We start from the raw sequence: 24,690 nt of genomic DNA on the forward strand, positions 1-24,690 counted from the left end.
AGTTATCCATAAAAAACAAGTTGACGCACGTGTATCATATGTTTCTTATGTATAAAAAACGGGGGAGGCTAGGGGAATTTGGAAGACTCCGGGATTCTGCCTCAGAATTCGTCGCGGCCTGGTGGTTCGCAGGATGCAGCCTTCCATCCGAGACAATCCGGCATCACGTTGGGGCTGAGGCTATTGAGCCTGGGCCCTCTATTGATCCTGATTATGCTCATCGCCGTCGTCAGTTTGATCACGCCGGCTTTTCTAAAGCCCGTTAACCTCGGGAACATCCTGGCGCAGACAGCAGTGATTGCTGTTGTGGCAATGGGGCAGCAGCTCGTTATCCTGACGCGCGGCATCGACCTGTCTGTAGGCTCGAATCTTGCGCTAGCAACAGTCATCGGCGGACTTGTCTACCAGCAGGTTGATTCCTCGATCGTCGTCATTATGGCGATGCTGCTTGCCGGAGCTGCAGTCGGTGCGGTCAACGGCCTGGTCTTTGTCTATGGCCGTCTGCCACACCCCTTTATCATTACACTTGCGACCTTGAGTATCTGCCGCGGCCTGGCACTTGCATTGGCGCCCGGTCACACCACCATGCGCGGGATGCCCGATGCAGTGACTGCAATCGGCGGCGGTACGACGCTTGGTGTGCCCAATTCCTTCTTTGCCGTTGCGATGTTCGGGCTTCTTTTTCTGATCCTGACGAAGTCGATGGTCTTTGGCCGATGGATCTATGCCGTCGGCGGCGCGCCGAATGCCGCCAGAAGCATGGGCATACCGGTAAAGGGCGTTCTGCTCGCAACCTACATAATTTGCGGCTTTTGTGCAGGTGTCGGCGCGGTGCTGCTCGCAGGACGGACCGCCGCCGCCTCGCCAATCTACGGCAATCTTTTGGAGCTCGACACGATTGCTGCGGTGATTATCGGCGGCGCCAGCTTCCTTGGCGGACGAGGCCATCTCGGCCACGCGCTGATCGGCGCCGTGCTGATCGGCGTCATCCGCAACGCCCTTAACCTTCTCGGGGTCGACGTGTTCTTCCAAATGATCGCGATCGGGCTGGTCATCGTCATCGCCGTAGAGGCCGACGTGCTTCGTAACCATCTCGAGGCGCGCGCGCGTGTGCTTCAATCGGCGAGAGTGCAATGAACCCTGCATCTACCACACCGGCACTTTCGGTTCGAAACGCCCAGAAGCGCTTCGGCGCCATCCATGCCCTGAATAATGTAAGCTTCGATGCCTATGCAGGTGAGGTAACCGCTCTCTTGGGTGACAACGGCGCCGGCAAGTCGACGCTCGTCAAATGCATCAGTGGGCTTCATAGTCTCGACGAAGGAGAGATCCTCGTGGATGGTGCGCCCGTATCGCTCCATTCAACGGCGGCCGCCCGCCGCGCCGGTATTGAAACCGTCTATCAGGATCTGGCGCTTTTCGACAACCTGACCCCGGTACAGAATTTCTATTGCGGACGAGAAATCTCTTTCCCCTCCTGGCTGCCGCGTCCGCTCCGCTTCCTCAACACGGGCGCGATGAAGCGGGAGGCAGCAAGTGTCATCGATCGCCTGAAGGTTAAACTGCCGAGATTCGACGCGCCGGTCGCGCTGATGTCCGGGGGGCAGCGACAGGCTATCGCGGTGGCGCGCGCCATTGTTTTTGCGCGCAAGCTGGTGGTCCTTGACGAACCAACGGCCGCCCTCGGTCTTCGCGAGTCTCGCCAGGTTCTTGACCTTATCCATCAGCTCAAGGCCGACGGCAATGCCGTGATCATCATCACGCACAATATGGAGCATGTCGTCGAAATCGCCGATCGGGCGGTTGTGCTGCGGCAGGGTCGCAAGGTGGGTGAACTGAAGCCGACTGAAGCGAACAAGCAGGACGTTGTCGCGATGATTGTCGGCGCCGAGGCTTAAGGGAGATCGCTGCTTCGTTGGGGCAGCGGACAACGAGATCGCTCTAGAGGAGGGCGGTCGAAACATGGGAGGTCTATCATGAAACCGCAATCCCTGCTGGGAGCTCTTGCGCTCCTGGCCGTCGCTGCTGTGCCGGTCTTGGCGCAGGAGCCGGTCAAACTCGGCTTTATAACCAAATTCCCTGTACCGTTCTTCGCAACAATGGAGAACGCCGCCAAAGATTATGCGAAGAGAAATCCCGGCGTCGAGATCATCTACGGGCAGGGTACCTCAGCAACCGACATCGAGGGCCAGATTGCACAGATCGAATCCATGGTGACACGAGGCGTGCAGGGCATTGCCCTCACGCCCGTCGATCCTACCGTGTCCACTGCGCTGGACAAGGCGGTGGCGGCCGGTGTCAAGGTCGTGCTGATGGACAACAACATTCCGGATTGGAAAGGCAGGACGGCGCTTGCCACGACCAATAATTTCGCTGCGGGCAAAATCGCCGGCGAATATCTCAAAACTGTTCTTAAAGCCGGCGACACGCTCGGGATTCTCGAGGGCGTGCCCGGTGTGCCGGCGCTTGATGACCGCGTGAACGGTATGCTTGAAGGGCTGAACGGCCTTGACGTCAAGATCGTCGGGAAAGGCGCAACAAACTGCACCGAAGAGCTCGGGATCAGTGTCGCTGAGGATCTGCTCACGAAAAACCCGGATCTCAAGGCCATTTATGCCGCTTGCGGCCCGCCCGCTGCTGGCGCGGCGCGCGCAATCAAGAACGCTGGCACTGCCAATGACAAGATTGTGCTGGTCGGTTTCGACTTCTGCTGCGGCGAAGAGGAAGCGCTGAAGAGTGGAGTCGAGGATGCATCGGTGGCGCAGTTCCCTACCAAGATGGCTGAACTTGGTGTGGATGCGCTGGTAAAATCGATTCGCGGAGAGAAGGTTGAGTCTTTGATCGATTCCGGCGCTGCGCTCGTGACGCCAGAGAATATGGCGAAATTCGAGTGAACCGTTGCCCCTGTGGGCATCGGATCACGCAAACGGCCCGTCCTTCGTGGGGCGGGTCGGAGGTGTGACCGCTCGTTGTGCCCAGATTTCAGTCTTCTATCAGGACGGCCGGCCTGGCCTAGAATCATCCTGTTCTAGCGCCGCTGGTTCGGCAGCACGCCGGCGCGTTTGTCGGCTTCGATTGCCGAGATCACGTCGGCATAGGGTTCCTGCCGGGCGACGCTCCAGTAGCGCAACTCGTCGAGCGGGATCTGTTTTCCCGTCATCGCGCAGACGACATAGGAGCCGGGCGAGAGAATCTGGAAATCGCCATCGAGATATCGGATCTTCGCCTCGCGGTTTCCGTGCCCTTCGAACAAATTCATGCGCTCCGTTCCCTGCCGTCTGTCATTAGAGCATGTCGCGCAAAAGTGTGCCGCGGTTTTGCGATCACGACATGCGGAACATCAAAAACCTAAAGCGTGGCAAGCGAATCTGAAAGATCGCGACACGCTTCAGTCTGCCATACTCCCGCAAGGATTGCTTTTCCAGCTTTTTTAGCTTCTGCCGAAAAGCCGCTCGATATCGCTGAGCTTCAATTCGATATAGGTCGGCCGGCCGTGATTGCACTGGCCGAAGCCGGGCGTCACTTCCATCTCCCGGAGCAGCGCGTTCATTTCCTCGGGCCGCAATCGCCGTCCGGAGCGCACCGACCCGTGGCAGGCCATGGTTGCCGCCACATATTCGAGCTTGGCCGACAGGCCGGACGCCGTGTCCCATTCGGCAATCTCGTCGGCGAGCTGGCGGATCAGGCCATGCGCATCGACCTCGCCGAGCATGGCAGGCGTCTCGCGCACGGCGATCGCGCCGGGGCCGAAACGCTCGATCGCCAGACCGAGGTTGGAAAGCTCCGCGGCATGCTGCATCAGCCGGTCGCAATCCTCTTCCGGAATATCGATGATCTCGGGGATGAGCAGCACCTGCGAGGCCAGCCGCTTCGAATGCAGCGCCTTGCGCATCGCTTCGAAGACCAGCCGCTCATGCGCGGCATGCTGGTCGACGATGACGAGCCCGTCTTCCGTCTGGGCGACGATGTAGTTTGCGTGGATCTGCGCCCGCGCCGCGCCGAGCGGATACCGTGCATTTGGTTCGGGCGCTGCCGGCTGCGGCGAAAACTGCGGCTCGGCTCGCGCCGTCGGCATTGAAAGTCCGTCGAAGGACGCCTGGTGCCGCTCGCCGAAACCCGTTGTCGGCTGATAGGGCCGGGAGGGCGACGTTTCGGCCGACCATGCCGTTTGCTGCCGCTGGCTATTCGGCTGGAAGCCGGGGCGGAAGGAGCGCAGCATGTCGCTCGCCCCGGTCGTCGCCGCCCGGCTGCCGTCGCGCGCCAAGGCCTCGCGGATGGCGCCGACGATCAGGCCGCGCACCAGGCCCGGGTCGCGAAACCGCACGTCGGATTTTGCCGGATGTACGTTGACGTCGACGAGAGCGGGATCGAGCGTGATCGACAGCACCGCCACCGGATGGCGTCCGGATGGGATCGTCTCGGCATAGGCGCCGCGGATCGCCGAGAGGATCAGCTTGTCCTGCACCGGCCGGCCGTTGACGAAGGCGTATTGATGGGCGGAGTTGCCGCGGTTGAAGGTCGGAACGCCGGCAAAGCCGGTGAGCGAGATTTCTTCGCGCACGGCGTCGAGCGCAATGGCGTTGTCACGGAATTCCTTGCCGAGCACCTGCGCCATGCGCGCCAGATGGTCGTCGCCGGTCGCCGGAAATTCGAGTGTCGTGCGGTCCGAGCCCGACAGCACGAAGCGCACGGCCGGAAAGGCGATCGCCATGCGCTTGACGATCTCGGTGATGGCGCCAGCCTCGGCTTTCTCCGTCTTCAGGAATTTGAGGCGGGCCGGTGTAGCAAAAAACAGGTCGCGCACTTCGACGATCGTCCCGGGATTGGCGGCAGCCGGCCTGATATGCGCGATCTTGCCGCCGGCAACGGCGATCTCGTGGCCGCCGGCGCTGTCGCGCCTGCGGCTTGCGATGCTGAGCCTTGCAACAGAGCCGATCGAGGGCAGCGCCTCGCCGCGGAAGCCGAGCGTGCGGATATCCTCGAGCGTCTCGGAGATCTTCGAAGTGCAGTGGCGCCTGACCGCCAGTTCCAGATCGGCCGCGTCCATGCCCGAGCCATTGTCGCTGACGCGCAGCAGCGCCTTGCCGCCGCCTGATGTGGCGATCTCGATGCGCGTCGCGCCCGCGTCGAGCGCGTTTTCGATCAGTTCCTTGGCAGCGCTCGCCGGCCGTTCGATGACTTCACCGGCGGCGATCTGGTTGATGAGCGTTTCGGAGAGCTGTCTGATGGCCATGGGCTATTTTCGGGGATTCGCGGGCCGGAGGGAAGGGGTTTCGATGCGCTTTCCAGAACCGTGATCCGGGGGCTTCCCCAAATGTGGGGGGTAGGTAACGTTAAGCCGGTTTTAACATAAAAATGGCATTTCTATTCACATACCTCCGGAAGCTGCGAAATCGAACAGATGTGGGACGGAATAGAATGAGTGCCGGCTTCGAAAAGGCGGACACATCATCAGAAATCGATGGGGCTCCCGCCGAGGCCGATCTGCAGACGGCGCTTTTCGATGTGGTGTGCGACAGCCTTTCCGCAGCTTTCATCATCTACGACAAGAACGATCATCTCATCTTCGCAAGCCGCCAGACCCTCGAATACTTTCCGCTGTCCGCCGAAATGCTGAAGCCGGGCACGCGGCTTCGCGATTTCCTCGGCGCAATGTACGACACCGGCATTCGCCAGCAGTATGATATCAGGCGGGGCGGCTCGCTCAGCCGCGAAGACTGGCTGTCGGAGAAAATCGCCTCGCATTGGCGCGAACGCTTCGACGCCGTCGAGCGCCATGGCACCGACAGCTGGGTCCGCTTCGTCAAGCGCAGGCTGCCGGGCGGCTACGGCGTCACCATCATCTCCGACATTTCCGAGAACAAGAAGCGCGAAGAGCAATGGCGCTCCGATCTGGAGCGCGTGCAGCTCACCGAGGACATTCTCGACAATCTGCCGTTTCCGCTTTTCGTCAAGGATCGCAACCTTACCTATGTCGCGGTAAATCTCGCCTTCTGCGAGAAATATCAGACGAGCGCCGACGAGGTACTCGGCCGCAAGAGCGGAGATCTTTTTTCAGAGGAGATCGCCAAGCGCTTCGAGGAGAGCGATCGCCACGTGCTGGAGACCGGCGAGATGTCCGTCTCCCGCCAGCGTCAGATCTCCCGCGACGGCATCGAGCGCGACATCGTCAGCCGCAAGCACCGCATCGGCAAGCCCGGCCGCTATTTCCTGGTGTCGACCATGCAGGACCTGCCGCGCGACGGCGCCGATCTCGACGAGTTCGGCCAAGCGTCCGCGATCACCGCCTCCAGCAATCAAAGCTATCGCCGGGCCTATGTGCCGGTACCAACCGGCGTCGAGCGGCGCGAACCAGCGGCGATGGAAGCGATTGTTCCGGAGAATTTCTCCGGCCGCAAGGTCCTCGTCGTTACCGCCGACCTTGCGGCCGAGACAGCCGCGCTGCGGACACTGACGAAATACGGCTTCGAATCCTGCTCGGTCCGCGGCGAGGACGAAGAGGAGCGGTTCCTGGAAATCGCCACCTCCTCCGGCATCTCGCTCGATCTTTTGATCATCGACAACCAGATGGGTATGCGCTGCCTCGAGCTTGCCGAGCAATACGGCATCCCGGCGCTCGTCATGGACGGCTTCCAGATCGCCAACGAGCTCACATTCCAGATCGCCCGCCATTTCAATCGCAACAGCCGCGGCGCCGCCGGTTCGGATGCAGATTGGGAAATCAGCACGTCCGACGACGTGGTCGGCCTGCAGATTCTTGTCGCCGAAGACAACGATATCAACCAGATCGTCTTCTCGCAGATCCTCGAAGGCCTCGGCTACCGCCATATGCTTGCGGCGACCGGCGACGAGGCCGTGCGCCTCTGGGCCGAGCACCGGCCGCAGATCGTACTGATGGATATTTCCCTGCCGGGTTTCAACGGTTTCGAGGCCGCCCGCCTCATCCGGCAGATGGAAGAAACCGGAGACGGAACCCGCACCCCGATCATCGGCGTGCTCACCCAGGCCTTCGAGCGCGACCGCGCCGAATGCGTCAAATCAGGCATGGACGACGTCATCATGAAACCCGTCAGCCCTGACATGCTGGAAACTGTATTTCAGAAATATCTAATGAGTGAGGCCATGCGAGCCCGAAACTGAAGCATGTCGCACAAAAGTGTGCAGGCGCCAAAATACCCGTCAACTCCAGAGATTTTGGGGAGGTTCAAGCGGTTACGCCGCTGATTTCCTATCGAATTGTTAAGACCTGCCGGTCATTCTTCTGTTTGGTTCCGGAGGAAAGCTCGGGTTTGCATGATGAAATCGGCGGAGATAGCTTTCTTGACCGTGGGTCAGAATGAGCTTCAGGCGATGGCCTACACCGATCCGCTGACCGGATTGGGAAACCGCAATCGTATGCGGGACAAGGTCTTGCAGATCTCTTCCGAGCGCGCCAGCGATCCGGCTCCCTTCACCATCGGCATCGTCAACCTCGACAGCTTCAAGCCGATCAACGACCTGTTCGGCTCGACAGCCGGCGATGAAATCCTCTGCCAGGTCGCTCATCGTCTCAGGGCCTGTATTCCTGATGGCGCGCTTGTTACCCGCCACGATGGTGACGAATTCGCCTTCGTGCTGCCATTGATTTTCGAGCGGGCGAGTGCCGAGAAATTCGGCCAGATGATCCGCGAGGTGCTATCGGCCCCCTATGACCTCGGTGACCGCAACGTCCGTCTCTCCGCTTCCCTCGGCTTCTCCATATATCCGTTCGCCGGAGAGGATTGCGAGGAACTGCTGAAGAGCGCCGAAACCGCCCTGTACCGTTCCAAGCGCCGCGGTCGCGGCCAGATCACCGTTTATTCGCGCGAGATCGCGCAGGAAATGAAACGCGCGACGCAACTGGAGCAGGCGCTCAGAAACGCCATCATCTCGGATGCGATCGACGTGCATTTCCAGCCGATCGTCTCGCTATCCAACAATCAGGTCGTCGGCTTCGAGGCGCTCGCCCGCTGGAACGACCCCGATCTCGGCTTTGTGTCGCCCGGCGTCTTCGTGCCGCTCGCCGAAGAGCGCGGCTTCATCGATGCGCTATCGGAGGCGTTGCTGCGCAAAGCCGCCGAAGCCGCACTTTCCTGGCCGCGCGAACTCTTTCTGTCGTTCAATCTTTCCTCGGCCCAGATGATGGATCCGGGCACGAGCAGCAGCGTCCTGTCGATCCTCGGCCGCGTTGGCTTTGATCCGCATCGCCTGGAGCTGGAGATCACCGAGACCGCGGTGATGAGTTCGGCCGATACCGCTCATCGCATCATCGCCGATCTGCGCGCCGCCGGTGTGCGTATCTCGCTTGACGATTTCGGCACCGGCCAGTCGAGTCTCGGGCGCTTGCGCGACTTCATCTTCGACAAGATCAAGATCGACCGTGCCTTCGTCTCGCGCATCAATTCCGATCGCGCCTCCGAACACATCATCAAGGCGATCCTTACCATGTGCGAGGGTTTGGAGCTGGAGGTTGTGGCGGAAGGCATCGAGGATTATGCGGAGGCAGTGAAGTTGCGCATGCTCGGCTGCGGCATGGGCCAAGGCTATCACTTCGGCCGTCCGGCCGATGGTATCGCCACGCTACGCTTCCTGCACGAGAACTACTACGATCCTAACATGATGGAGCGTGTCAGCGCATAAAACGTTGGCGCCCCAAAAACGATGGCGCCCCTGAGAGCGCCATCGCCTGCGCTATACTACCGCGCACGGATTACTTAGGTGTGGTCGAGCCGGTCGCCGTGGTATCGGTACCGGTCGCAGCCGGAGCCTTTTCGGCCGCCAGCATTGCCAGCGTCTTGAACTCAGGTGCGGCCTTCAGCGATTCAGACGTTTCGCTGGTCGTCAGCTTGACGCTGCCGTCCTGGGTGTTCTGGGCAATCGTGATTTTTTCCATCGGGACGGCGACATCCTTTTCGCCGATGCCGAGGAAACCGCCGACGCCGACGATCGCAGCAACAATTCCACCATCCTTCTTCATGATAAGATCGTTGACACTGCCGATGCTTTCATTGTTGCCGTTATAGACCGACTGGCCGATATAGGTGTTGGCACTGATCTGATCCGGAGCCTGCTCCGTCAGATAGCCGGCCTGAGCCGTGTCTGCGGTCGGTGCTGCGGCCGGAGCCTGTGCGGCATCGCCTGCGGGCTTGGTGACATCGGGCGTCATCGGCTTAGGTGCTGCCGGGTCGGCCGGAGCTGCCTGGGTCGGAGCGGCGGGATCCGCTGGCTGCGGGGCCGCCTGCGAAAATGCCGCCGGTGCGAAAGCCGTGGCAAACAGTGCGCCAGCGGCAACGGTCGTCAAGAGTTTGCGTGTCATTTCGAACCTACTTTCATTTCCCTGGAGTAATCGCTGACCCGGCAACGCCTATTTGATTGCCGCGCCGGTTCGAAAGGAAAATGAGTGGTGGGCCGATTGGTTCCGGTTGAGAACACGGAAAATTTCTCGATTCTCACGGAACATTTATCGAAGAGCTGCCACCAAAACCCGATAAGGCGCCCCGGTCGGGGAGCGCCTCAGATGGCCTCGGACACCCCGTGTTCAGATCCCATAGACGGGATCGAACACGCCTTTGACGTCGATGCCGAGTTCCAGAAGCGCGCCGGCACTGGGCTGCGCCGACCGGGCGTCCTCATCCAGCCCTTCCCAGGCGGTCGTTACCGCAAGCCGGTCGGCATTGACGCCGATGAAGGCAGGGCAGGAAGGCTGGACGGCGGGAACCTTGTAGCGCGAGATGCGCAGGCCATCGGGATTGTAGCGGTCAACGACACCCGCACCCCAGCGCGCATTCCAGATATAACCGTCGGCATCGACCACCGAGCCGTCGATGTCGCCGGGCTCGTTCATGCTGTCGACAAGCACGATCGGCTCGCCCGAGGGCAGCCCGGTCAGCGGATCGACCATGACGCGCATCAGCCGGTTGATGCGAGAATCCGTATAATAGCCGATCGTGCCGTCAGGCGAGAAGCAGATCGAATTCGGGATGCTGATGCCGTTGAAAATCTTCGTCACCTTGCCGCTCGCGACATGATAGATGGCGCCGGCCTGGTTTTCCGCCCGCTTGCTCATCGTGCCGATCCAGAGCGCGCCGGAAGGATGCGTGCGGCCGTCGTTCGAACGGTTTTCCGGCCTGTCGTTTTCGAGCGCGGCGTAGAAGGTGAGGTTGCCGCTTGCCACGTCGCGCACGAAAAGCCCTTGTTCCGTCGCGATCAGCTGCCGCCCGGCGTCGATGCGGGCAAGCACGCTCGCCATCACAGGCAGCGGATGCACCCTTTTCGCTCCCGTCGAAAGGTTGAGCTCGTGCAGTTCCTTGCCGAGGATGTTGAACCACCAGACGGTATTGCCGTCCGGATCATAGGTTGGGCCTTCGCCGAGAACGGAATTGGTGTTGCAAAGTGTTTTGCCCTCGAACTCATAAATATCGGTCATACGTTCACGCTCCCAATGGCTGCATCATAGGCGTAAATGGTCGCCTTGGCGCGCTCGGCAACCTCTGATGCGGTCATTCCTGGCTTGTAGATGCTGGTGCCGAGACCGAAAGCGAGGATGCCGGCCTTGGTATAATCGCCGAAATTCTTGTCCGACACACCACCGACGGCGGCAATCATCAGCTCCGGCGGCAGGATTGCCCGGATCGCCGTGATGCCGGAAGGACCGAGCACGCTGGCCGGAAAGAATTTGAGACCGGTGGCCCCGGCGCGCGCTGCCGCCAGCGCCTCGGTCGGCGTAAAGACACCCGGCATCGTCACCATGCCGTATTCACGCGCCCGGATGATCACCTCAGGCTCGACATTCGGGGTGACGAGCAGCTTGCCGCCAGCCGCATGCAGGCTGTCGACCGCCTCGATCGTCAAGACCGTGCCGGCGCCGATCAGCACTTCGGCCGGCGCCATCTTTGCGGCGATCTCGATGGACTTGAACGGTTCCGGCGAGTTGAGCGGAATCTCGATCGCCGTCAGGCCATTTTCGATCAGAGCACCGACGACGCTTTCGGTCTCGTCAGGCCGGATGCCGCGAAGGATGGCAATCAGCGGGCGCTTCATGTCGGGGAAGGGGATGCGGTTCATCGTGTCAGCTTTCTCAATTCGGCCAGATGGCTTCGGCGGCAGCCGAAAGCCCGCGGCGCACGGCGGCGTCGGCGTCGATGGCGGTGAAGGCAAGGGAGAGGGTTATGAAGGCCTGTTCGTAAAGTGCCTGCAGCCGCCCGGAGGCGACGAGGGTGATGTCGGTGCCGTTTGCCGCATCCTGCAGCGCGCCGGCGATTTCGAGGCCGATCAGCGTACCGGAAAGCCGGGCTTGCGCGGCAGCGGCTGATATGCCGTGAAGGAGCTGGCCCGAGCGGGCAGTGAACAGCAGGTTGGAGGCAAGGGCCGGGCGCGCAAAAGCGGCCGAGACCGCCGCCTCGAAGGCTGGCGCATCCGCCGGCTGCTCTCCCGCGCCGGCAACGGCATGCGAAAGGATCGTGTGTTTGCTGACGACGTCGAAAAGCTCGCCGGTCATGAAGGTCGAAAAGCCGGTGACCTTGGCGTCCGTCACATGCACCCATTTCGAATGCGTGCCGGGCATGCAGACCGCCTGCGCCCCCGAGCTTGCGCGGCCAAGCGCGCCGAGAAGCTGGGTTTCCTCACCGCGCATGACGTCGGGCATCGCGATGTCCCGCTGGGCAAGGCCCGGCAGGATGCGGATGTCGCGGCTTTCGCCTGGCACGGAGACCGCCCCGGTCAGGATCGAGGCAAGCGGGGCGGGCACGTCGATATAACCGGCCTCGACCCAGCCCTGCCTTGCGCCGGCCATGCCGCAGACGATCGCCGGCAGGTTTTCCGGCGCCTCGATGGCGGTGAGATGGCTGGCGAGCACGGCGGAAAAGCCGGTCTTTGCCGCGCTCGTCATGCCTTCGCCGCTGCGGCGTTCGGCAAGGACGGTGCCGTCTCTGCCCATCAGCCAGAGCCGGAAGCTGCTGGTGCCCCAGTCCACCGCGACATAAGCGGGATTTGCCATTACAGAACGCCTCCATCGACAATCAGGGACTGGGCGGTCATCGCCGCCGCGCAGTCGGATGCAAGAAACAGGCAGGGACCGACGATCGCATCGGGTTTGAGCGCGACTTTCAGGCACTGGTCCTCGATCGAGCGCGCAATGCTCTCCTCGGTGAGCCAGTGCTGCATCTGCCGCTCTGTGACCACCATGCCGGGCAGGATGCAGTTGACCCGAATATTCTCCGGCCCGAGCCTGCCCGCCAGGCTCTTCGTCAGCCCGACGACCGCTGCCTTGGCGGCCGCATAGGCGGGAAAACCGCCCATGTTCAGCTTGAAGGCGATTGACGACATATTGATGATCGCCCCGCCGCCGGCCGTCCGCATCGACGGCACGACTGCCTGCGAGGTGAAGAACACATGCTTGAGGTTGACCGCCTGGTTATTGTCCCAATAAGCCTCGGTCACCGCGTCAAATTCATGGCGGTCGTCCCAGGCGGCATTGTTGACCAGCACGCGGATCGGTCCTGAGCTCGCAATGACGGTATCGACCGTGCGCCGGATCGCCTCGATGTCGCGCAGGTCGGCATGGTGAAAGGAGACCGGATGCGTGGTCTCCCGCGACAGCCGTTCGGCGAGCTCGCGGCCTGCGGCCTCAGCAATATCGATGAACGAGACCTTGGCGCCCTGGCGCGCGAAACCTTCGACGATCGCAGCACCGATGCCCGATCCACCGCCGGTGACCAGCACGGCTCGGTCTTTGAACTCGGGAAATTGTGCAGCTGGCATCATGGTCACCGGACCGTATTGTTGTTCCATTATTTGGAACTTAATTTGACTATATGGAATTATCGAATTATGCTGCCCTTTCTGTCAAGGGTGGATGAAGCGATGAATTCAAACGGCGACGGCTCAGCACGCGCGCGCGAGACCGGCACACTCGGCAAACTGATGGTTCTGCTCGATCTTGTCACCCATGCGGATGCGCCGCTGCGTTTCACCGATGTCCTGGCTCTCGCCGGCCAGCCGCGCGGCACGCTGCATCGCCAGCTGAGCCACCTGGTGGAGGAAGGGCTGATCGAGCTCGATGGTGACGGCCGCTATGCGCCAGGCTTGCGCCTGCTCGATTTCGCCGCGCGCAGCTGGGCGCGCAACGAATTCCGCTTGATCGCCGAGCCGCACCTCGCCGATCTGCAGCGGGCGACCGGCGAAACGGTGCACCTCGGCGTTCTCCGCGGACAGTCGATCATCTATCTCGATAAGGTCGAAGGCCGTCAACCGGTGCGCATGTATTCGCAGATCGGCAATGCCTCGCCCTGTTATTGCACCGGCGTCGGCAAAGCCGCCTTGTCGCTGCTGCCGGCCGAAGGCCTTGTCGATCTCGTCGCCGGCTTGAGCTTCACCAGCTTTACCGCCTCGACCCATGTCTCAGGCGAAACGCTGCTTGCCGAAATCCGCGAGATTGCCGATCAGGGCTATGCCTTCGACCGAGAGGAGCATGAGGCCGGCATCCGCTGCGTTGCCGCACCCGTCTGGTCGGAGGATCGGACCTTTATGGGTGGCATTTCGATTACCGGCCCGGCCTATCGGTTGTCGATGGAACTTCTGCACCAGTGGGCCGTTCCGGTTCAATTGGCGGCTGGGAGGATCATGGAAGGCATGCGCGTCCGTCTCGGTCCGCGCCGCTGAGGAAAAAATCACAATCGGCCCGCTGCTGGACGCGATCGCAGAGCATGCTTATGATGAGCGCGATATTGAGATTTGCCGACGAATCACCACAACTAGAACGGTCCGCGAAATCTACAACCAGTCACCGGCCGAATGCTCAACGCTGAAGCCGATTCCACCAGCGATCGTCGTTCCCCGATGCAATCGAAACACCCATAGCGGGCAGGTTTCGCAAACGGTTTGACGGCCGCTGTGCCGAAGATGAAGAAATGTGATGGCACCCTTGTCGCAAACGTCCACGGAAGAAGACGATTATGTTCAGGAAATAGCGGGCCTGAAGACCCAGTTCGATATTTTCCGTTTCATGAAACGGGTAACGGAAGCCTATCGCAGCCGTGCCTTCATGGTTCTCAACCTGCCGCCGATCACCTCCTTCGATCTTCAGGGCAGCACCGTCATTACCAGTTGGCCGGCCGAGCTTCTGGCTCTCTACGACCAGGAAGGCCTGATGGTGAACAGTCCGGTTCTGAGGCGCCTCAGAACATCCGCGCGGCCCTTCTTCTACGACATGTCGCGCCAGAACTGGTCGCGGGACGACGGCAAGTCCATTCTCGTTGCCTCGCTGTTCGAACGTTTCAAGATGATGCGCTGCGCCTATTTCCCGGCGCATGATCCTTCCGGCCTACGTGGCGCCGTCTCTTTCGCTGGTGACCGCGAGCCCTTCAATCCGGCGGAGATGCGCGAGCTGTGCTACATCGCCATCCACGTCTTCGACAGGCTTGCGGAGATCCGCAACCTTGATACGCGCATGACGGACACGCTGACCGACCGCGAGATCGATTGCCTCAACTGGACGGCGGCCGGCAAGACCAGTGCTGAAATCGCCGAAATCCTCACCCTCTCCGAGCACACGGTCAATCACTACCTCAACCGCGCCACCAAGAAGCTCGACACGGTCAACCGCACCCAGGCCGTCGCCAAGGCGTTGCGCATCGGCCTGATCAAATAAGTTGCAAAAAACAACCGACTGATTTCGAAGCCGCCCAGCGCGTAGGCATACCTTTCCCGCTGAGGGGCTGCCGCAAGCGCTTTTGCGCTCTTTTTGCTGATTTTTCATCTGGCACGCTTTCTGCATGTCTTCTGCGAGAGGTCCAGAGGGGACTTTGAGACCAGCGCCAGGAAATGGCGCGGCCGACACACCGCTGCCCGACGCCGATGCCGCTTTTCTCCCGGCCCTTCGGTGTCGGCGCCGGTTGTTGCGTTTTGGCACCGCTTTTTTCGCAGCTGTTGGCGATTTCATCTTCCTTGTTCACTTTTCTCTGGTCTTTTTTTCGGCTTGCGCTAGTTCGCCACGGATTGCGCCGGTTCTCGGGGAGACCGTTGCGGCCATCAGGGCGAAAGCCCGGCGGACTTGATGGCCGCAACGGATTGCCAATTCCCCGGCCCTCTTTTGGTCAGCGCTCCGTCCAGCAAGCCGGCAATCGATTTTCTTCGCGATGATTTTGTTTGGCGAAGGCTTCCGTCTCCACTATTTGTGATCTGCAAGAAGAAGCAGTGAGGGTGGAATGACCGACGTCACCAAGGAACAGGTTCTCGAAACGCTGAAGACCGTGCGTGGACCGGATCTCGAGCACGATATCGTCGAGCTCGGCATGGTCTCCGACGTCTTCATCTCCGACGGCAAGGTTTATTTCTCCATCACCGTCCCGGCCGATCGCGCCAAGGAGCTGGAGCCGATGCGGCTCGCCGCCGAGCGCGTCATCAAGGAAATGCCGGGTGTCAAGGGTGCCCTCGTCACACTGACGGCGGACAAGAAGGCCGCCGTCGCCTCTGCGGCTGCCCGCCCTGGGCCGAACCCGCCGCACGGCCATGCCGGCCACGATCACGGGGCTCACGCCCCTCAACAGCCGCCGCGCGCCGGCAAGATCGGTGTGCCCGGCATCGGCGCGATCATCGCGGTCGCCTCGGGCAAAGGGGGGGTCGGCAAGTCGACCACCGCCGTCAATCTTGCACTCGGCCTGCTCGCCAACGGTCTTCGCGTCGGCATTCTCGATGCAGACATCTACGGTCCCTCGATGCCGCGCCTGCTGAAGATATCGGGCCGCCCGACGCAGATCGACGGCCGCATCATCAATCCGATGGAGAATTATGGCCTCAAGGTCATGTCGATGGGCTTCCTTGTCGACGAGGAGACGGCGATGATCTGGCGCGGGCCGATGGTCCAGTCGGCGCTGCTGCAGATGCTGCGCGAAGTCGCCTGGGGCGAGCTCGACGTCCTGGTCGTCGACATGCCGCCCGGCACCGGCGACGCGCAGCTGACCATGGCCCAGCAGGTGCCGCTTGCCGGCGCCGTCATCGTCTCCACACCGCAGGATCTCGCTCTGATCGATGCCCGCAAAGGCCTCAACATGTTCCGCAAGGTCGAGGTGCCTGTGCTCGGCATCGTCGAGAATATGAGTTACTTCATCGCCCCCGATACCGGCACCCGTTACGACATCTTCGGCCATGGCGGCGCCCGCAGGGAGGCCGAGCGCATCGGCGTGCCGTTCCTCGGCGAAGTGCCGCTGACGATGAACATCCGCGAAACCTCCGACGCCGGCACGCCGCTCGTCGCCTCCGAGCCGAACGGCATCGTCGCCGGCATCTATCGCGGCATCGCCGCCAAGGTCTGGGAGCAGCTCGCCGGCCAGTCCCAGCGCCCGGCGCCGGCGATCGTCTTCGAATAATGCATGCCGCCCGGAAGTGTGCAGCGGTTCCGGGGTAACGGCATGCATAAAACAAAATGCATGCCGCCCGGAAGTGTGCAGCGGTTCCGGGATAACGGCATGCATAAAACAAAATGCATGCCGCCCGGAAGTGTGCAGCGGTTCCGGGATAACGGCATGCATAAAACAAAATGCATGCCGCCCGGAAGTGTGCAGCGGTTCCGGGATAGTGGCATGCATAAATCAAAAGAGCTGACGCGCGTCGCATGAATCGGGTTCGATGCGAGGTGCTTTGGCGAGCCGAATCACCGCGGCCGAAACCCCAAATTGTGGGGGAAACGTGGTGAAAAGCCGCGCTTCACGTAAGATGTCTTGATTATTTCACGGCTTTGCTTCATATGCCGCGGCGCCATGATGGCGTTTTGCTGCAGATGCTCAATGAGGCCGTCCTCGTTTCGAAAGGTCCGGCCCGCCTGCAAGTTCGGAGATGTCTTGTCGATCGAAGGATTGGGAACTGCGATGCAGTTGAGCACAATGCGCATGCCGGCCGTTGAGGTTGGATGCAGCCGGAGAGACTACCGGTGATTACCGCTTACTGTTCCAATTGCAAGTCGGTCGAGATCCGCGATCTGTCGCAAGCCACCTCCTTTCCCGAGGATGTCGTATGGATCGATATGATCGAGCCGACCCGCGACGAGGAACTCTATGTCGAGAAGGTTCTCGGCATCGAGGTCCCGACCCGCGACGATCTCAAGGATATCGAGCCTTCCGCCCGTCTCTATGTCGAAAGCGATGCCGTCTTCATGACCGCTTCGCTGCTCTGGAAGGCTGACACCGACGTGCCGACGCTGACCGATGTCGCCTTCATCCTGGCTGGAAATCGCCTGGTCACCATTCGCTACGCCCATCCCAAATCCTTTGCGCTGTTCATCGCCGCCCTCCACCGGCTGCCGGAAAACTGGCGCAGCGGCGCTGCCCTTCTTGCCAAGCTCTTGGAGACGATCGTCGACCGCACCGCCGAGATCCTCGAAATCTCCATCTCCCGCATCGACATCCTGTCGACCCATGTCTTCGGCGATCGGGCAAGGAAGGTGCGCAAGCCCTCGAACTACCTCGAGGAGAAGTTGCGCGATATTGCCGGCCATCACCGGATGATCAGCAAGGTGCGCGACAGTCTCGGGTCGCTTTCCCGCCTGCTGACATTCTTTCACACGATCCCGGCGATCCAGCAGGACCGCGAGGCGAAAGAGCTCTGCCGCACCGTCTCGCGCGATGTCCAGTCGCTGTCGGAGCATGCTTCCTTCGTCGCCGCCAACATCACCTTCCTGCTCGATGCTTCGCTCGGGCTGATCAACATCGAGCAGAACTCGATTATCAAGATTTTCTCGATTGCCTCGGTGGTGTTCTTGCCGCCGACATTGGTCGCCTCCATCTATGGTATGAACTTTCAGGTCATGCCGGAGCTGACCTGGGTCGCGGGTTATCCCTATTCGCTGGCCCTGATGGTGATTTCAGCCGTCATCCCCTTTTTCTTTTTCCGCTGGAAAGGCTGGCTCTGAGGAGCCTGATGCAACTTCATGTCCGAAGAGAGCCATCCGAACGAAAGCCATATGACGCCGCGAAAGCTGTTCTATCTCGCGCTGGGTTCCGTCGGTGTCGTCTACGGCGATATCGGCACCAGCCCGCTCTATGCCTTTCGCGAGGCGCTGAAGCCGGTGGCCCATGACGGCGTCACCCGTTTTGAAGTCATCAGCCTGATCTCGCTGATGATCTGGGCGCTGACGATCATCGTCACCATCAAATATGTGCTCTTCCTGCTGCGCGCTGACAACGACGGCGAGGGCGGCACGCTGTCGCTGCTTGCCCTGCTGATGAAGACCGCCAACGGCCATACCGCCGTCCTGATGCTGCTCGGCCTAATGGGTGCGGCCCTCTTCCTCGGCGACGCGATGATCACACCGGCTCTATCTGTGCTGTCGGCCGTCGAGGGCCTGAAGCTCGTCACGCCCAGCCTCGCGGAATATATCGTGCCGATCTCGGTGGTGATTCTGGCGCTGCTTTTCGTCGTGCAATCGCGCGGCACCGGTGCAGTTGCAAGGTTCTTCGGCCCGATCACCGCCGTCTGGTTCCTCGTCATGGCCGCCGCCGGCATTTCTCATATCTCCGACGATTACGGAATCCTTGCCGCCTTCAATCCCTATTATGCCGTTAGCTTCCTGCTGCATGAGGGCTTCTACGGCGTCGTCGTACTTGGCGCCGTCTTCCTGACGGTGACGGGCGCCGAGGCGCTCTACGCCGATCTCGGCCATTTCGGCCGCCGTCCGATCCAGTGGGCCTGGTTCCTGCTGGTTTTCCCGTCGCTGACGCTGAACTATCTCGGGCAGGGCGCGCTGGTTCTCGGCAATCCGGCGACGATGTCCGATCCCTTCTATCTGATGTATCCGAAATGGGCGCTGCTGCCGGTCGTCATCCTGGCGACCGCCGCGACGATCATCGCCAGCCAGGCGGTCATCACCGGCGCCTTCTCGATGGTGCGCCAGGGCATCAACCTCGGCTTCCTGCCGCGCATGGAAATCCTCTTCACCTCGGAAACCAATACCGGGCAGATCTTCGTGCCTTCGGTCAACGCCGTGCTGTTCATCGGCGTCATCTTCCTGGTGCTGAGTTTCAAAACATCGGACGCGCTGGCGACCGCCTACGGTATCTCCGTCACCGGCGCCATGGTCGTCACCTCGATCATGGCCTTCGAATTCGTCCGCGCCCGCTGGAATTGGTCGCTTCCGGTTGCGGTGATCGCGCTTGCGCCGCTGGTCGTGCTCGAAATGATCTTCCTCGGCGCCAACCTTTTGAAGATCCACGACGGCGGCTATATCCCGATCATGATCGCTACCGCCTTTACCGTCGTCATGTGGACCTGGCGTCGCGGCACGGCGATCCTGATGGAAAAGACCCGCCACACCGATATTCCGCTTGCCTCCTTCGTCAGCTCGATCGAGCGCAAGAGCGAACATTCGCCGGCCCAGGTTCCGGGCACCGCGATCTTCCTGACCAGCGATCCGGAATCCGCCCCCGCCGCCTTGCTGCATAATCTCAAGCACAACCACGTGCTTCACGACCGCAACGTCATCCTGACGATCCGCACGGTCAACAAACCGCGCGTCCCGAGCCAAGACCGCTACCGGGTCGAGCAGATTTCCGAGCGTTTCTCGCGTGTCGAACTGCTCTTCGGCTTCATGGAATCGCAGAACGTCTCGCAGGCCTTGGCGACGCTGCGCAAGACGGGACTGAAATTCGACATCATGTCGACCTCCTTCTATCTCGGCCGCCGCAAGCTGGTGCCGGACGCCAAGTCGGGCATGCCCTACTGGCAGGACCGACTCTACATCGCTCTCGCCAACGCCGCCGCCAACCCCTCGGATTACTTCCGCCTGCCGGCGAACCGCGTGGTGGAACTCGGCTCGCACGTTATTATTTGAGCTCCCTCTTCTCCCCAGCGGGGAGAAGGTGGCCCGCAGGGTCGGATGAGGGGGCCACACGGTACACCATTCATTGCCCTTCGCTTGCGCTCAGCGCATTCGCGGCTTTGCCGCTCACCCCCTCATCGCCTCGCTATCGCTCCGGCACTTCTCCCCGCTGGGGAGAAGAGGACGGTCGTGGCGCCTTGGTCCCCTTTCTCCGTAGCCGGAGCAAGAGAGATTGGACCAAGTTGCTGTTGCTTCATCATTGACATCCCTTGGGATCGAGGCCGGAGGTGCCGCACCGCTGTTCCCAAACACACGAAATTATCACTCACATTAGAACATCCAAAAGTTCTCACGGTCACATTTCGGTGCAGCCCGTTAACCGGACATCAAGGTTAATGCGGGATTTTCAATGGAATGTTCCCGCGTTCAATGCCCGGAGTCCGTGTTGCGTCGAAAGAGCCCTTCCCGTAGCAAGCTGCGTCTTATTCCCGAGAATTGGGTGTCGCCCGTCATCTTCGGTCTCGCCGGCTGGCTGATTTTCCCGAGCGTCGCATCCCATGCCGATCTCGCCGCCATGCTTGCCGGCCTCGATCATGAGGGTGAGAACTGGCGCATGGTGCTGACCAATTCGCCGGCCGGCTCCATCCACCAGGCCGAACTCGCCTTCGCCGAGCCGATGGTGACGGGCTCGATCTCTGCCGGTGCCGGCATGGTGCTGCCCGATGGCCGCAAGGTCGCCTTCAATACCAAGGACAAGGGCACAGCCAAGGATAGGGGCCACGAGGACACGCCGGACGAGGATCGCGTCAACCGCGGCGCCAAGAAAGGCCGGGTCGTCGCCGTCGAGCAGATGCAGCCGCCGAAAGATTTTTCCGCCGGCTCGATCCTCGAGCGTACTAAGATGCTCTTCACCCCGAGCTTCGATCTCAAGGACCGCTCGGCCTTCGTCAAGCCGAAGATACAGGGCAAGGAAATCGAGATTGCCACATCTTTCTATAAGAAGCAGTCTGTTGTGACCGACAATGGTGTGCCGGCAATGCTCGCAAGCCTCATTACCAGCAACAAGGCCGATGTGCTGGCCACCGCCTATGCGCCGGCAGCACCCGACTATTCCCGCCAATCGCCCTTCGATTCCATCCTGGCCGAACAGGACAGCGGCCGCTTCGTTCCGGAGATCGGCCCGCGCGACCATGCCTGGGCCGCAAGCGTGCTGGCGCCGAGCGTCTTTTCCGCTCGCGAACAGCAGTGCCTTGCCTCCGGTATCTATTTCGAGGCGCGTGGAGAATCGGTGAAGGGCCAGGCGGCCGTCGCCCAGGTCATCCTCAACCGCGTCCGCAACCCCTCCTATCCCAAGACCATCTGCGGCGTCGTCTATCAGAACGAGGATTGGCGCAACCGCTGCCAGTTTTCCTTCGCCTGCGACAGCATCAAGGACAGGGTGAACTCGGAATATCACTGGCGAGTCGCCCGCGATGTGGCGATGGCGGTGACATCAGGCAAGATCTGGCTGCCGCAGGTGGGCTCGGCGACGCACTATCATGCCGTCTATGTCAGACCGAAATGGGCAAAGACCATGGAAAAGGTCGGCCGCATCGGACTTCATGTCTTCTATCGCACCTATGGCGGCGGCTGGAGCTGAGACAAATCGCTGGGGTAAGCCGATTTCCGGCCCGGAAAAGCGGATTCTTTCCGTCGAATTTGCGCGATCGACCCAGAGACGATTTATCTCTTTGATTTGATGTAATTATTTTCTCACTGGACAGAAGCTGTCTACGCCTTGACTATGCTAATCCCTAAAACTATGTTGCGCGCGACTTCAGAACGGGCCGGAAGGGTTTCAACCCTCGCGTCCGGGGTCCGAATGACCGGGGTAGCGGGAGTGCGGGCGACGGGCAAAGCGAGGAGAGATCCATGGCGGACGACCGCGAGGAAAGTCTTGAGAAGCGCCGTGCGCAATTGGAAGCGAAACTCGCGACCAAGCGCGTCGAGACGGGAGAGGACGAGGCCAGGGAAGCCCGTGCCGAGGTAAGCCGCAAAGGTTATGCCCAGGCGATGAAGCTTTCCAGCGAGTTCATTTCCGCAATCGTCGTCGGTGCCGTCCTTGGCTATGTCCTCGACCGTTTTGTTGGCACGGCGCCTTGGGGTTTGATTGTTCTTCTGCTTCTCGGATTTTGTGCCGGCGTTCTGAACGTGATGCGTTCTGCGGGGGTGGTGGCCCATCCCCTGGACGACGACAAGAAATAAGGACCGGTTCCGGTCCAGTGCAATGACCCCGCGTCCTGCGGGCCAAAGAGAGAGAACAAGCGGTGTCTAGCGATCCGACTCATCAGTTCCTGATCCAGAAGATTGTGCCGATCGAAATCGGCGGAATTGATTTTTCGTTTACCAATGCATCGCTCTTCATGGCCGCTTCGGCTGCCATCGCCGCGGGTTTCCTCTATTTCGCGACCTCGAACCGCGCCATCGTGCCGGGCCGTTCGCAGTCCATCGCGGAAATGTCTTACGAATTCATCGCCAATATGCTGAAGGAAGGCGCCGGCAAACAGGGAATGAAATTCTTCCCGCTGGTTTTTTCGCTCTTCATGTTCGTGCTGACGGCGAACCTGCTCGGCATGTTCCCGTATTTCTTCACGGTGACGAGCCAGATCATCGTTACCGCCGCGCTGGCGATCCTCGTCATCGGCACGGTTCTCGTCTACGGTTTCTACAAACACGGCTTCAAGTTTCTGAATGTCTTTGTGCCCTCCGGCGTGCCGGGCATTCTGTTGCCGCTGGTCGTCACCATCGAAATCATCTCCTTCCTCTCCCGTCCGATTTCGCTCTCGGTTCGTCTTTTCGCCAACATGCTCGCCGGTCACATCACGCTGAAGGTGTTCGCAGGCTTCGTCGCCTCGCTTGGAGCCCTCGGTGCTGTCGGTGTCGGTGGAGCCGTTCTTCCTCTCATCATGACGGTCGCCCTGACCGGTCTCGAGTTCCTCGTCGCCTTCCTCCAGGCTTACGTCTTTGCGGTGCTGACTTGCATGTACCTCAATGACGCGATCCATCCGGGCGGGCACTAAGGATAACGACAACGACGTCAATGGGCGTCAGTCATTCGCCGCAACAACCATTTCAAAGGAGTTCAACATGGAAGCGGAAGCAGCAAAGTACATCGGTGCAGGCCTGGCTTGCTTTGGTATGGCCGGTACGGCTCTCGGCCTCGGCAATATTTTCGGCAGCTACCTCTCCGGCGCTCTGCGCAATCCGTCTGCCGCTGACAGCCAGTTCGGCCGTCTGGTATTCGGCTTCGCCGTTACGGAAGCTCTGGGCATCTTCTCGCTGCTCGTCGCTCTCCTCCTCCTCTTCGCCGTCTGATATCGGCGAATAGATGGATCACGGCCTGCGATCGCAAGCCGTGATCCTTTGCATTTGCAGTCCACCTGGAGGTGAGCATGTTTTTTGTGACCCCGGCTTACGCTGAGGAAGCACCGGCGGCCGCGACGGGTACGGATGCGCATGCCGCTCCGGCCGCAGGCGAGGTCCATACCGAGACTGGTGTTGCCGAAGGCGGACACGCCCGCGGCCCCTTCCCGCCTTTCGATTCGACGACCTACGCGTCCCAGCTGCTCTGGCTGGTGATCACGTTCGGCGTCTTCTATTTGCTCATGCAAAAGGTCATCGCGCCGCGCATCGGGGCGATCCTCGATCAGCGTCACACGCGCCTCTCCCAGGATGTGGAAGAAGCAGGTCGCCTGAAGGCGGAAGCCGACGCCGCCGTCCGGACCTATGAAGGTGAACTGGCCGCTGCCCGTGCCAAGTCCAATGCGATCGGCACTGCCGCACGCGACGCCGCCAAGGCCAAGGCCGAAGGGGATCGCCGCGCTGTCGAGGCAAGCCTGTCGGAAAAGATCAAGGCTGCCGAGCTCCGCATCGGCGAGATCAAGGCCAAGGCCTTCGCTGACGTCGGCACGATTGCCGAGGAAACCGCGGCTGCCGTGGTCGATCAGCTGATCGGCGGCACCGTCGCCAAGGCCGATGTCGCCGCCGCCGTTGCGGTTGCCAAGAAGGAGGCTTGATCGATGGAATTTCTTGATGCGACTTTCTTCGCCTTTGTCGGCCTCGTCCTCTTCCTGGCGCTGGTCGTCTACCTGAAGGTTCCGGGCATGATGGCACGGTCGCTCGACGACCGCGCCGACCAGATCCGCAATGAATTGGCCGAAGCCAAGCGCCTGCGCGAAGAGGCCCAGCACCTGCTCGCCGAATACCAGCGCAAGCGCAAGGAAGCGGAAGCCGAAGCGGCCCACATCGTTGCTGCCGCCGAACGCGAAGCCGAAATGCTGACCGCCGAAGCGAAAAAGAAGACGGAAGAATTCGTCGCCAACCGCACGGCGCTGTCCGAGCAGAAGATCAAGCAGGCCGAGGTCGAGGCGATGAAGGCGGTGCGTTCCGCCGCCGTCGATCTCGCAATCGCGGCCGCAGAAACCGTTCTTGCCAAGCGGGCCGACGCCAAGGTCCAGTCCGAGCTCTTCGGCAACGCCGTCGGCCAGGTCAAGACGCGGCTGAACTGAGCAGCTTCGAAAAGATTGAGAGGGAAGGCCGGGCATGTCCCGGCCTTTTCTTTAGCTGGCAAGGCTTGGTCTTTACTCGCCTTGGGGCCGAGGATCTGTTGCGGATCTTCGGTTAAACCCACTGCAGTCTGGTGCCCCTCATCCGCCTGCCGGCACCTTCTTGGATGACAAAAATGTAGGATACTAACGCTTCCGGGCGGGTGGCCGCCCGCCCGGAAGCTGGTTGTCGGATCGTCACCTTCTCAGTCGTTTGGGACTGTGGGGAGCAGGATCGCAACCGGCTCTTCATCTGGCCCGTGTGGTTGCAGGAACCTTGGG

24 protein-coding genes are annotated in these 24,690 nt (G+C 61.0%); 16 read left to right on the forward strand and 8 right to left on the reverse strand.

Features of this window, described 5'->3' with window-relative positions; translation table 11 throughout:
• The first annotated feature begins 78 nt into the window (after positions 1–78).
• The 3 genes from HFO99_RS19745 to HFO99_RS19755 all read left to right on the forward strand — a co-directional run bounded on the left by HFO99_RS19745 (position 79) and on the right by HFO99_RS19755 (position 2,894).
• Complete coding sequence (locus HFO99_RS19745) at positions 79–1,137, forward strand: ABC transporter permease (RefSeq protein ID WP_222363065.1); 1,059 nt, start codon at positions 79–81, stop codon at positions 1,135–1,137.
• Complete coding sequence (locus tag HFO99_RS19750; protein ID WP_222310384.1) at positions 1,134–1,898, forward strand: ATP-binding cassette domain-containing protein; 765 nt, start codon at positions 1,134–1,136, stop codon at positions 1,896–1,898. Before HFO99_RS19745 ends, HFO99_RS19750 begins: the two co-directional genes overlap by 4 nt.
• A 78-nt stretch (positions 1,899–1,976) precedes the next feature.
• The gene (locus HFO99_RS19755) at positions 1,977–2,894 is read left to right on the forward strand and encodes a sugar ABC transporter substrate-binding protein (RefSeq protein ID WP_222363067.1); all 918 of its coding nucleotides are present in this window, start codon (positions 1,977–1,979) and stop codon (positions 2,892–2,894) included.
• A 134-nt stretch (positions 2,895–3,028) separates the two neighbouring features.
• On the opposite strand, the gene HFO99_RS19760 is transcribed toward HFO99_RS19755, so the two are convergent.
• Together HFO99_RS19760 and mutL are read right to left on the reverse strand one after the other, a co-directional pair.
• Positions 3,029–3,259: a DUF2093 domain-containing protein gene (locus tag HFO99_RS19760; protein WP_003588271.1), complete on the reverse strand. Its 231-nt coding sequence runs from the start codon at positions 3,257–3,259 to the stop codon at positions 3,029–3,031.
• Between the two features lie 171 nt (positions 3,260–3,430).
• Positions 3,431–5,233 carry a DNA mismatch repair endonuclease MutL gene (gene mutL, locus HFO99_RS19765; RefSeq protein WP_222363069.1) on the reverse strand — a complete coding sequence of 601 codons (1,803 nt, stop codon included), beginning with the start codon at positions 5,231–5,233 and terminating at the stop codon, positions 3,431–3,433.
• A gap of 185 nt (positions 5,234–5,418) precedes the next feature.
• Between mutL and HFO99_RS19770 the strand changes: the two genes are divergently transcribed.
• On the forward strand, positions 5,419–7,140 hold the full coding sequence (locus HFO99_RS19770) for a response regulator (protein ID WP_222363071.1): 1,722 nt from the start codon (positions 5,419–5,421) through the stop codon (positions 7,138–7,140).
• A 153-nt stretch (positions 7,141–7,293) separates the two neighbouring features.
• Positions 7,294–8,658 carry a putative bifunctional diguanylate cyclase/phosphodiesterase gene (locus HFO99_RS19775; protein ID WP_222363073.1) on the forward strand — a complete coding sequence of 455 codons (1,365 nt, stop codon included), beginning with the start codon at positions 7,294–7,296 and terminating at the stop codon, positions 8,656–8,658.
• A gap of 70 nt (positions 8,659–8,728) precedes the next feature.
• Here the strand turns inward: HFO99_RS19775 and HFO99_RS19780 are convergent, their stop codons facing one another.
• The 5 genes from HFO99_RS19780 to HFO99_RS19800 all read right to left on the reverse strand — a co-directional run bounded on the left by HFO99_RS19780 (position 8,729) and on the right by HFO99_RS19800 (position 12,780).
• A complete protein-coding gene (locus tag HFO99_RS19780) occupies positions 8,729–9,334 on the reverse strand; it encodes a PRC-barrel domain-containing protein (RefSeq protein WP_222253279.1) in 606 nt (201 codons plus the stop codon).
• 222 nt (positions 9,335–9,556) lie between these two features.
• Entirely contained in the window at positions 9,557–10,444 is an 888-nt protein-coding gene (locus HFO99_RS19785; RefSeq protein WP_222363075.1) for an SMP-30/gluconolactonase/LRE family protein, read from the reverse strand.
• Positions 10,441–11,082 carry a 2-dehydro-3-deoxy-6-phosphogalactonate aldolase gene (locus tag HFO99_RS19790; protein WP_222363077.1) on the reverse strand — a complete coding sequence of 214 codons (642 nt, stop codon included), beginning with the start codon at positions 11,080–11,082 and terminating at the stop codon, positions 10,441–10,443. Before HFO99_RS19790 ends, HFO99_RS19785 begins: the two co-directional genes overlap by 4 nt.
• Before the next feature lie 13 nt (positions 11,083–11,095).
• Positions 11,096–12,013, reverse strand: coding sequence for a 2-dehydro-3-deoxygalactonokinase (locus HFO99_RS19795; protein WP_222363079.1), 918 nt, complete (start codon positions 12,011–12,013; stop codon positions 11,096–11,098).
• Complete coding sequence (locus HFO99_RS19800) at positions 12,013–12,780, reverse strand: SDR family NAD(P)-dependent oxidoreductase (protein WP_222363088.1); 768 nt, start codon at positions 12,778–12,780, stop codon at positions 12,013–12,015. Before HFO99_RS19800 ends, HFO99_RS19795 begins: the two co-directional genes overlap by 1 nt.
• 99 nt (positions 12,781–12,879) lie before the next feature.
• On the opposite strand from HFO99_RS19800, the gene HFO99_RS19805 reads away from it, so the two are divergent.
• Positions 12,880–13,677, forward strand: a complete 798-nt coding sequence (locus tag HFO99_RS19805) for an IclR family transcriptional regulator (protein WP_222363090.1) — start codon at positions 12,880–12,882, stop codon at positions 13,675–13,677.
• Between the two features lie 253 nt (positions 13,678–13,930).
• Positions 13,931–14,665, forward strand: coding sequence for a LuxR family transcriptional regulator (locus tag HFO99_RS19810; protein WP_164577554.1), 735 nt, complete (start codon positions 13,931–13,933; stop codon positions 14,663–14,665).
• Here the strand turns inward: HFO99_RS19810 and HFO99_RS19815 are convergent.
• A complete protein-coding gene (locus HFO99_RS19815) occupies positions 14,658–14,969 on the reverse strand; it encodes a hypothetical protein (protein ID WP_222363092.1) in 312 nt (103 codons plus the stop codon). The two genes, HFO99_RS19810 and HFO99_RS19815, sit on opposite strands and share 8 nt — an antisense overlap.
• 252 nt (positions 14,970–15,221) lie before the next feature.
• Here HFO99_RS19815 and HFO99_RS19820 point away from each other — a divergent pair, with 252 nt between their 5' ends.
• The 9 genes from HFO99_RS19820 to HFO99_RS19860 all read left to right on the forward strand — a co-directional run bounded on the left by HFO99_RS19820 (position 15,222) and on the right by HFO99_RS19860 (position 24,372).
• On the forward strand, positions 15,222–16,382 hold the full coding sequence (locus HFO99_RS19820) for an Mrp/NBP35 family ATP-binding protein (protein WP_222363094.1): 1,161 nt from the start codon (positions 15,222–15,224) through the stop codon (positions 16,380–16,382).
• 560 nt (positions 16,383–16,942) lie between these two features.
• The gene (locus HFO99_RS19825; protein WP_315860488.1) at positions 16,943–17,920 is read left to right on the forward strand and encodes a magnesium transporter CorA family protein; all 978 of its coding nucleotides are present in this window, start codon (positions 16,943–16,945) and stop codon (positions 17,918–17,920) included.
• Positions 17,921–17,938: 18 nt separating this feature from the next.
• On the forward strand, positions 17,939–19,837 hold the full coding sequence (locus HFO99_RS19830) for a potassium transporter Kup (RefSeq protein ID WP_064249092.1): 1,899 nt from the start codon (positions 17,939–17,941) through the stop codon (positions 19,835–19,837).
• 397 nt (positions 19,838–20,234) lie between these two features.
• Positions 20,235–21,464, forward strand: a complete 1,230-nt coding sequence (locus tag HFO99_RS19835; protein WP_222363098.1) for a cell wall hydrolase — start codon at positions 20,235–20,237, stop codon at positions 21,462–21,464.
• Positions 21,465–21,736: 272 nt separating this feature from the next.
• Positions 21,737–22,069 carry an AtpZ/AtpI family protein gene (locus HFO99_RS19840; RefSeq protein WP_018070123.1) on the forward strand — a complete coding sequence of 111 codons (333 nt, stop codon included), beginning with the start codon at positions 21,737–21,739 and terminating at the stop codon, positions 22,067–22,069.
• Positions 22,070–22,131: 62 nt separating this feature from the next.
• Positions 22,132–22,884, forward strand: a complete 753-nt coding sequence (locus HFO99_RS19845) for a F0F1 ATP synthase subunit A (protein WP_064249094.1) — start codon at positions 22,132–22,134, stop codon at positions 22,882–22,884.
• A gap of 67 nt (positions 22,885–22,951) precedes the next feature.
• The gene (locus HFO99_RS19850) at positions 22,952–23,179 is read left to right on the forward strand and encodes a F0F1 ATP synthase subunit C (RefSeq protein WP_003545854.1); all 228 of its coding nucleotides are present in this window, start codon (positions 22,952–22,954) and stop codon (positions 23,177–23,179) included.
• Between the two features lie 77 nt (positions 23,180–23,256).
• Positions 23,257–23,880 carry a F0F1 ATP synthase subunit B gene (locus HFO99_RS19855; RefSeq protein ID WP_222253293.1) on the forward strand — a complete coding sequence of 208 codons (624 nt, stop codon included), beginning with the start codon at positions 23,257–23,259 and terminating at the stop codon, positions 23,878–23,880.
• Between the two features lie 3 nt (positions 23,881–23,883).
• Positions 23,884–24,372 carry a F0F1 ATP synthase subunit B gene (locus HFO99_RS19860; RefSeq protein WP_222253294.1) on the forward strand — a complete coding sequence of 163 codons (489 nt, stop codon included), beginning with the start codon at positions 23,884–23,886 and terminating at the stop codon, positions 24,370–24,372.
• Positions 24,373–24,690 lie beyond the last annotated feature (318 nt).

It is taken from the genome of Rhizobium leguminosarum (assembly GCF_019798305.1).
Taxonomy (GTDB): Bacteria; Pseudomonadota; Alphaproteobacteria; order Rhizobiales; family Rhizobiaceae; genus Rhizobium; species Rhizobium leguminosarum_U.

Coding starts and splice junctions, on each gene's coding strand:
- HFO99_RS19750 (WP_222310384.1), top strand. CDS start 1,134: ATGAACCCTGCATCTACCACACCGGCACTTTCGGTTCGAAACGCCCAG.
- HFO99_RS19755 (WP_222363067.1), top strand. CDS start 1,977: ATGAAACCGCAATCCCTGCTGGGAGCTCTTGCGCTCCTGGCCGTCGCT.
- HFO99_RS19760 (WP_003588271.1), bottom strand. CDS start 3,259: ATGAATTTGTTCGAAGGGCACGGAAACCGCGAGGCGAAGATCCGATAT.
- mutL (WP_222363069.1), bottom strand. CDS start 5,233: ATGGCCATCAGACAGCTCTCCGAAACGCTCATCAACCAGATCGCCGCC.
- HFO99_RS19770 (WP_222363071.1), top strand. CDS start 5,419: ATGAGTGCCGGCTTCGAAAAGGCGGACACATCATCAGAAATCGATGGG.
- HFO99_RS19775 (WP_222363073.1), top strand. CDS start 7,294: ATGATGAAATCGGCGGAGATAGCTTTCTTGACCGTGGGTCAGAATGAG.
- HFO99_RS19780 (WP_222253279.1), bottom strand. CDS start 9,334: ATGACACGCAAACTCTTGACGACCGTTGCCGCTGGCGCACTGTTTGCC.
- HFO99_RS19785 (WP_222363075.1), bottom strand. CDS start 10,444: ATGACCGATATTTATGAGTTCGAGGGCAAAACACTTTGCAACACCAAT.
- HFO99_RS19790 (WP_222363077.1), bottom strand. CDS start 11,082: ATGAACCGCATCCCCTTCCCCGACATGAAGCGCCCGCTGATTGCCATC.
- HFO99_RS19795 (WP_222363079.1), bottom strand. CDS start 12,013: ATGGCAAATCCCGCTTATGTCGCGGTGGACTGGGGCACCAGCAGCTTC.
- HFO99_RS19800 (WP_222363088.1), bottom strand. CDS start 12,780: ATGATGCCAGCTGCACAATTTCCCGAGTTCAAAGACCGAGCCGTGCTG.
- HFO99_RS19805 (WP_222363090.1), top strand. CDS start 12,880: ATGAATTCAAACGGCGACGGCTCAGCACGCGCGCGCGAGACCGGCACA.
- HFO99_RS19810 (WP_164577554.1), top strand. CDS start 13,931: ATGGCACCCTTGTCGCAAACGTCCACGGAAGAAGACGATTATGTTCAG.
- HFO99_RS19820 (WP_222363094.1), top strand. CDS start 15,222: ATGACCGACGTCACCAAGGAACAGGTTCTCGAAACGCTGAAGACCGTG.
- HFO99_RS19830 (WP_064249092.1), top strand. CDS start 17,939: ATGTCCGAAGAGAGCCATCCGAACGAAAGCCATATGACGCCGCGAAAG.
- HFO99_RS19835 (WP_222363098.1), top strand. CDS start 20,235: ATGGAATGTTCCCGCGTTCAATGCCCGGAGTCCGTGTTGCGTCGAAAG.
- HFO99_RS19840 (WP_018070123.1), top strand. CDS start 21,737: ATGGCGGACGACCGCGAGGAAAGTCTTGAGAAGCGCCGTGCGCAATTG.
- HFO99_RS19850 (WP_003545854.1), top strand. CDS start 22,952: ATGGAAGCGGAAGCAGCAAAGTACATCGGTGCAGGCCTGGCTTGCTTT.
- HFO99_RS19855 (WP_222253293.1), top strand. CDS start 23,257: ATGTTTTTTGTGACCCCGGCTTACGCTGAGGAAGCACCGGCGGCCGCG.
- HFO99_RS19860 (WP_222253294.1), top strand. CDS start 23,884: ATGGAATTTCTTGATGCGACTTTCTTCGCCTTTGTCGGCCTCGTCCTC.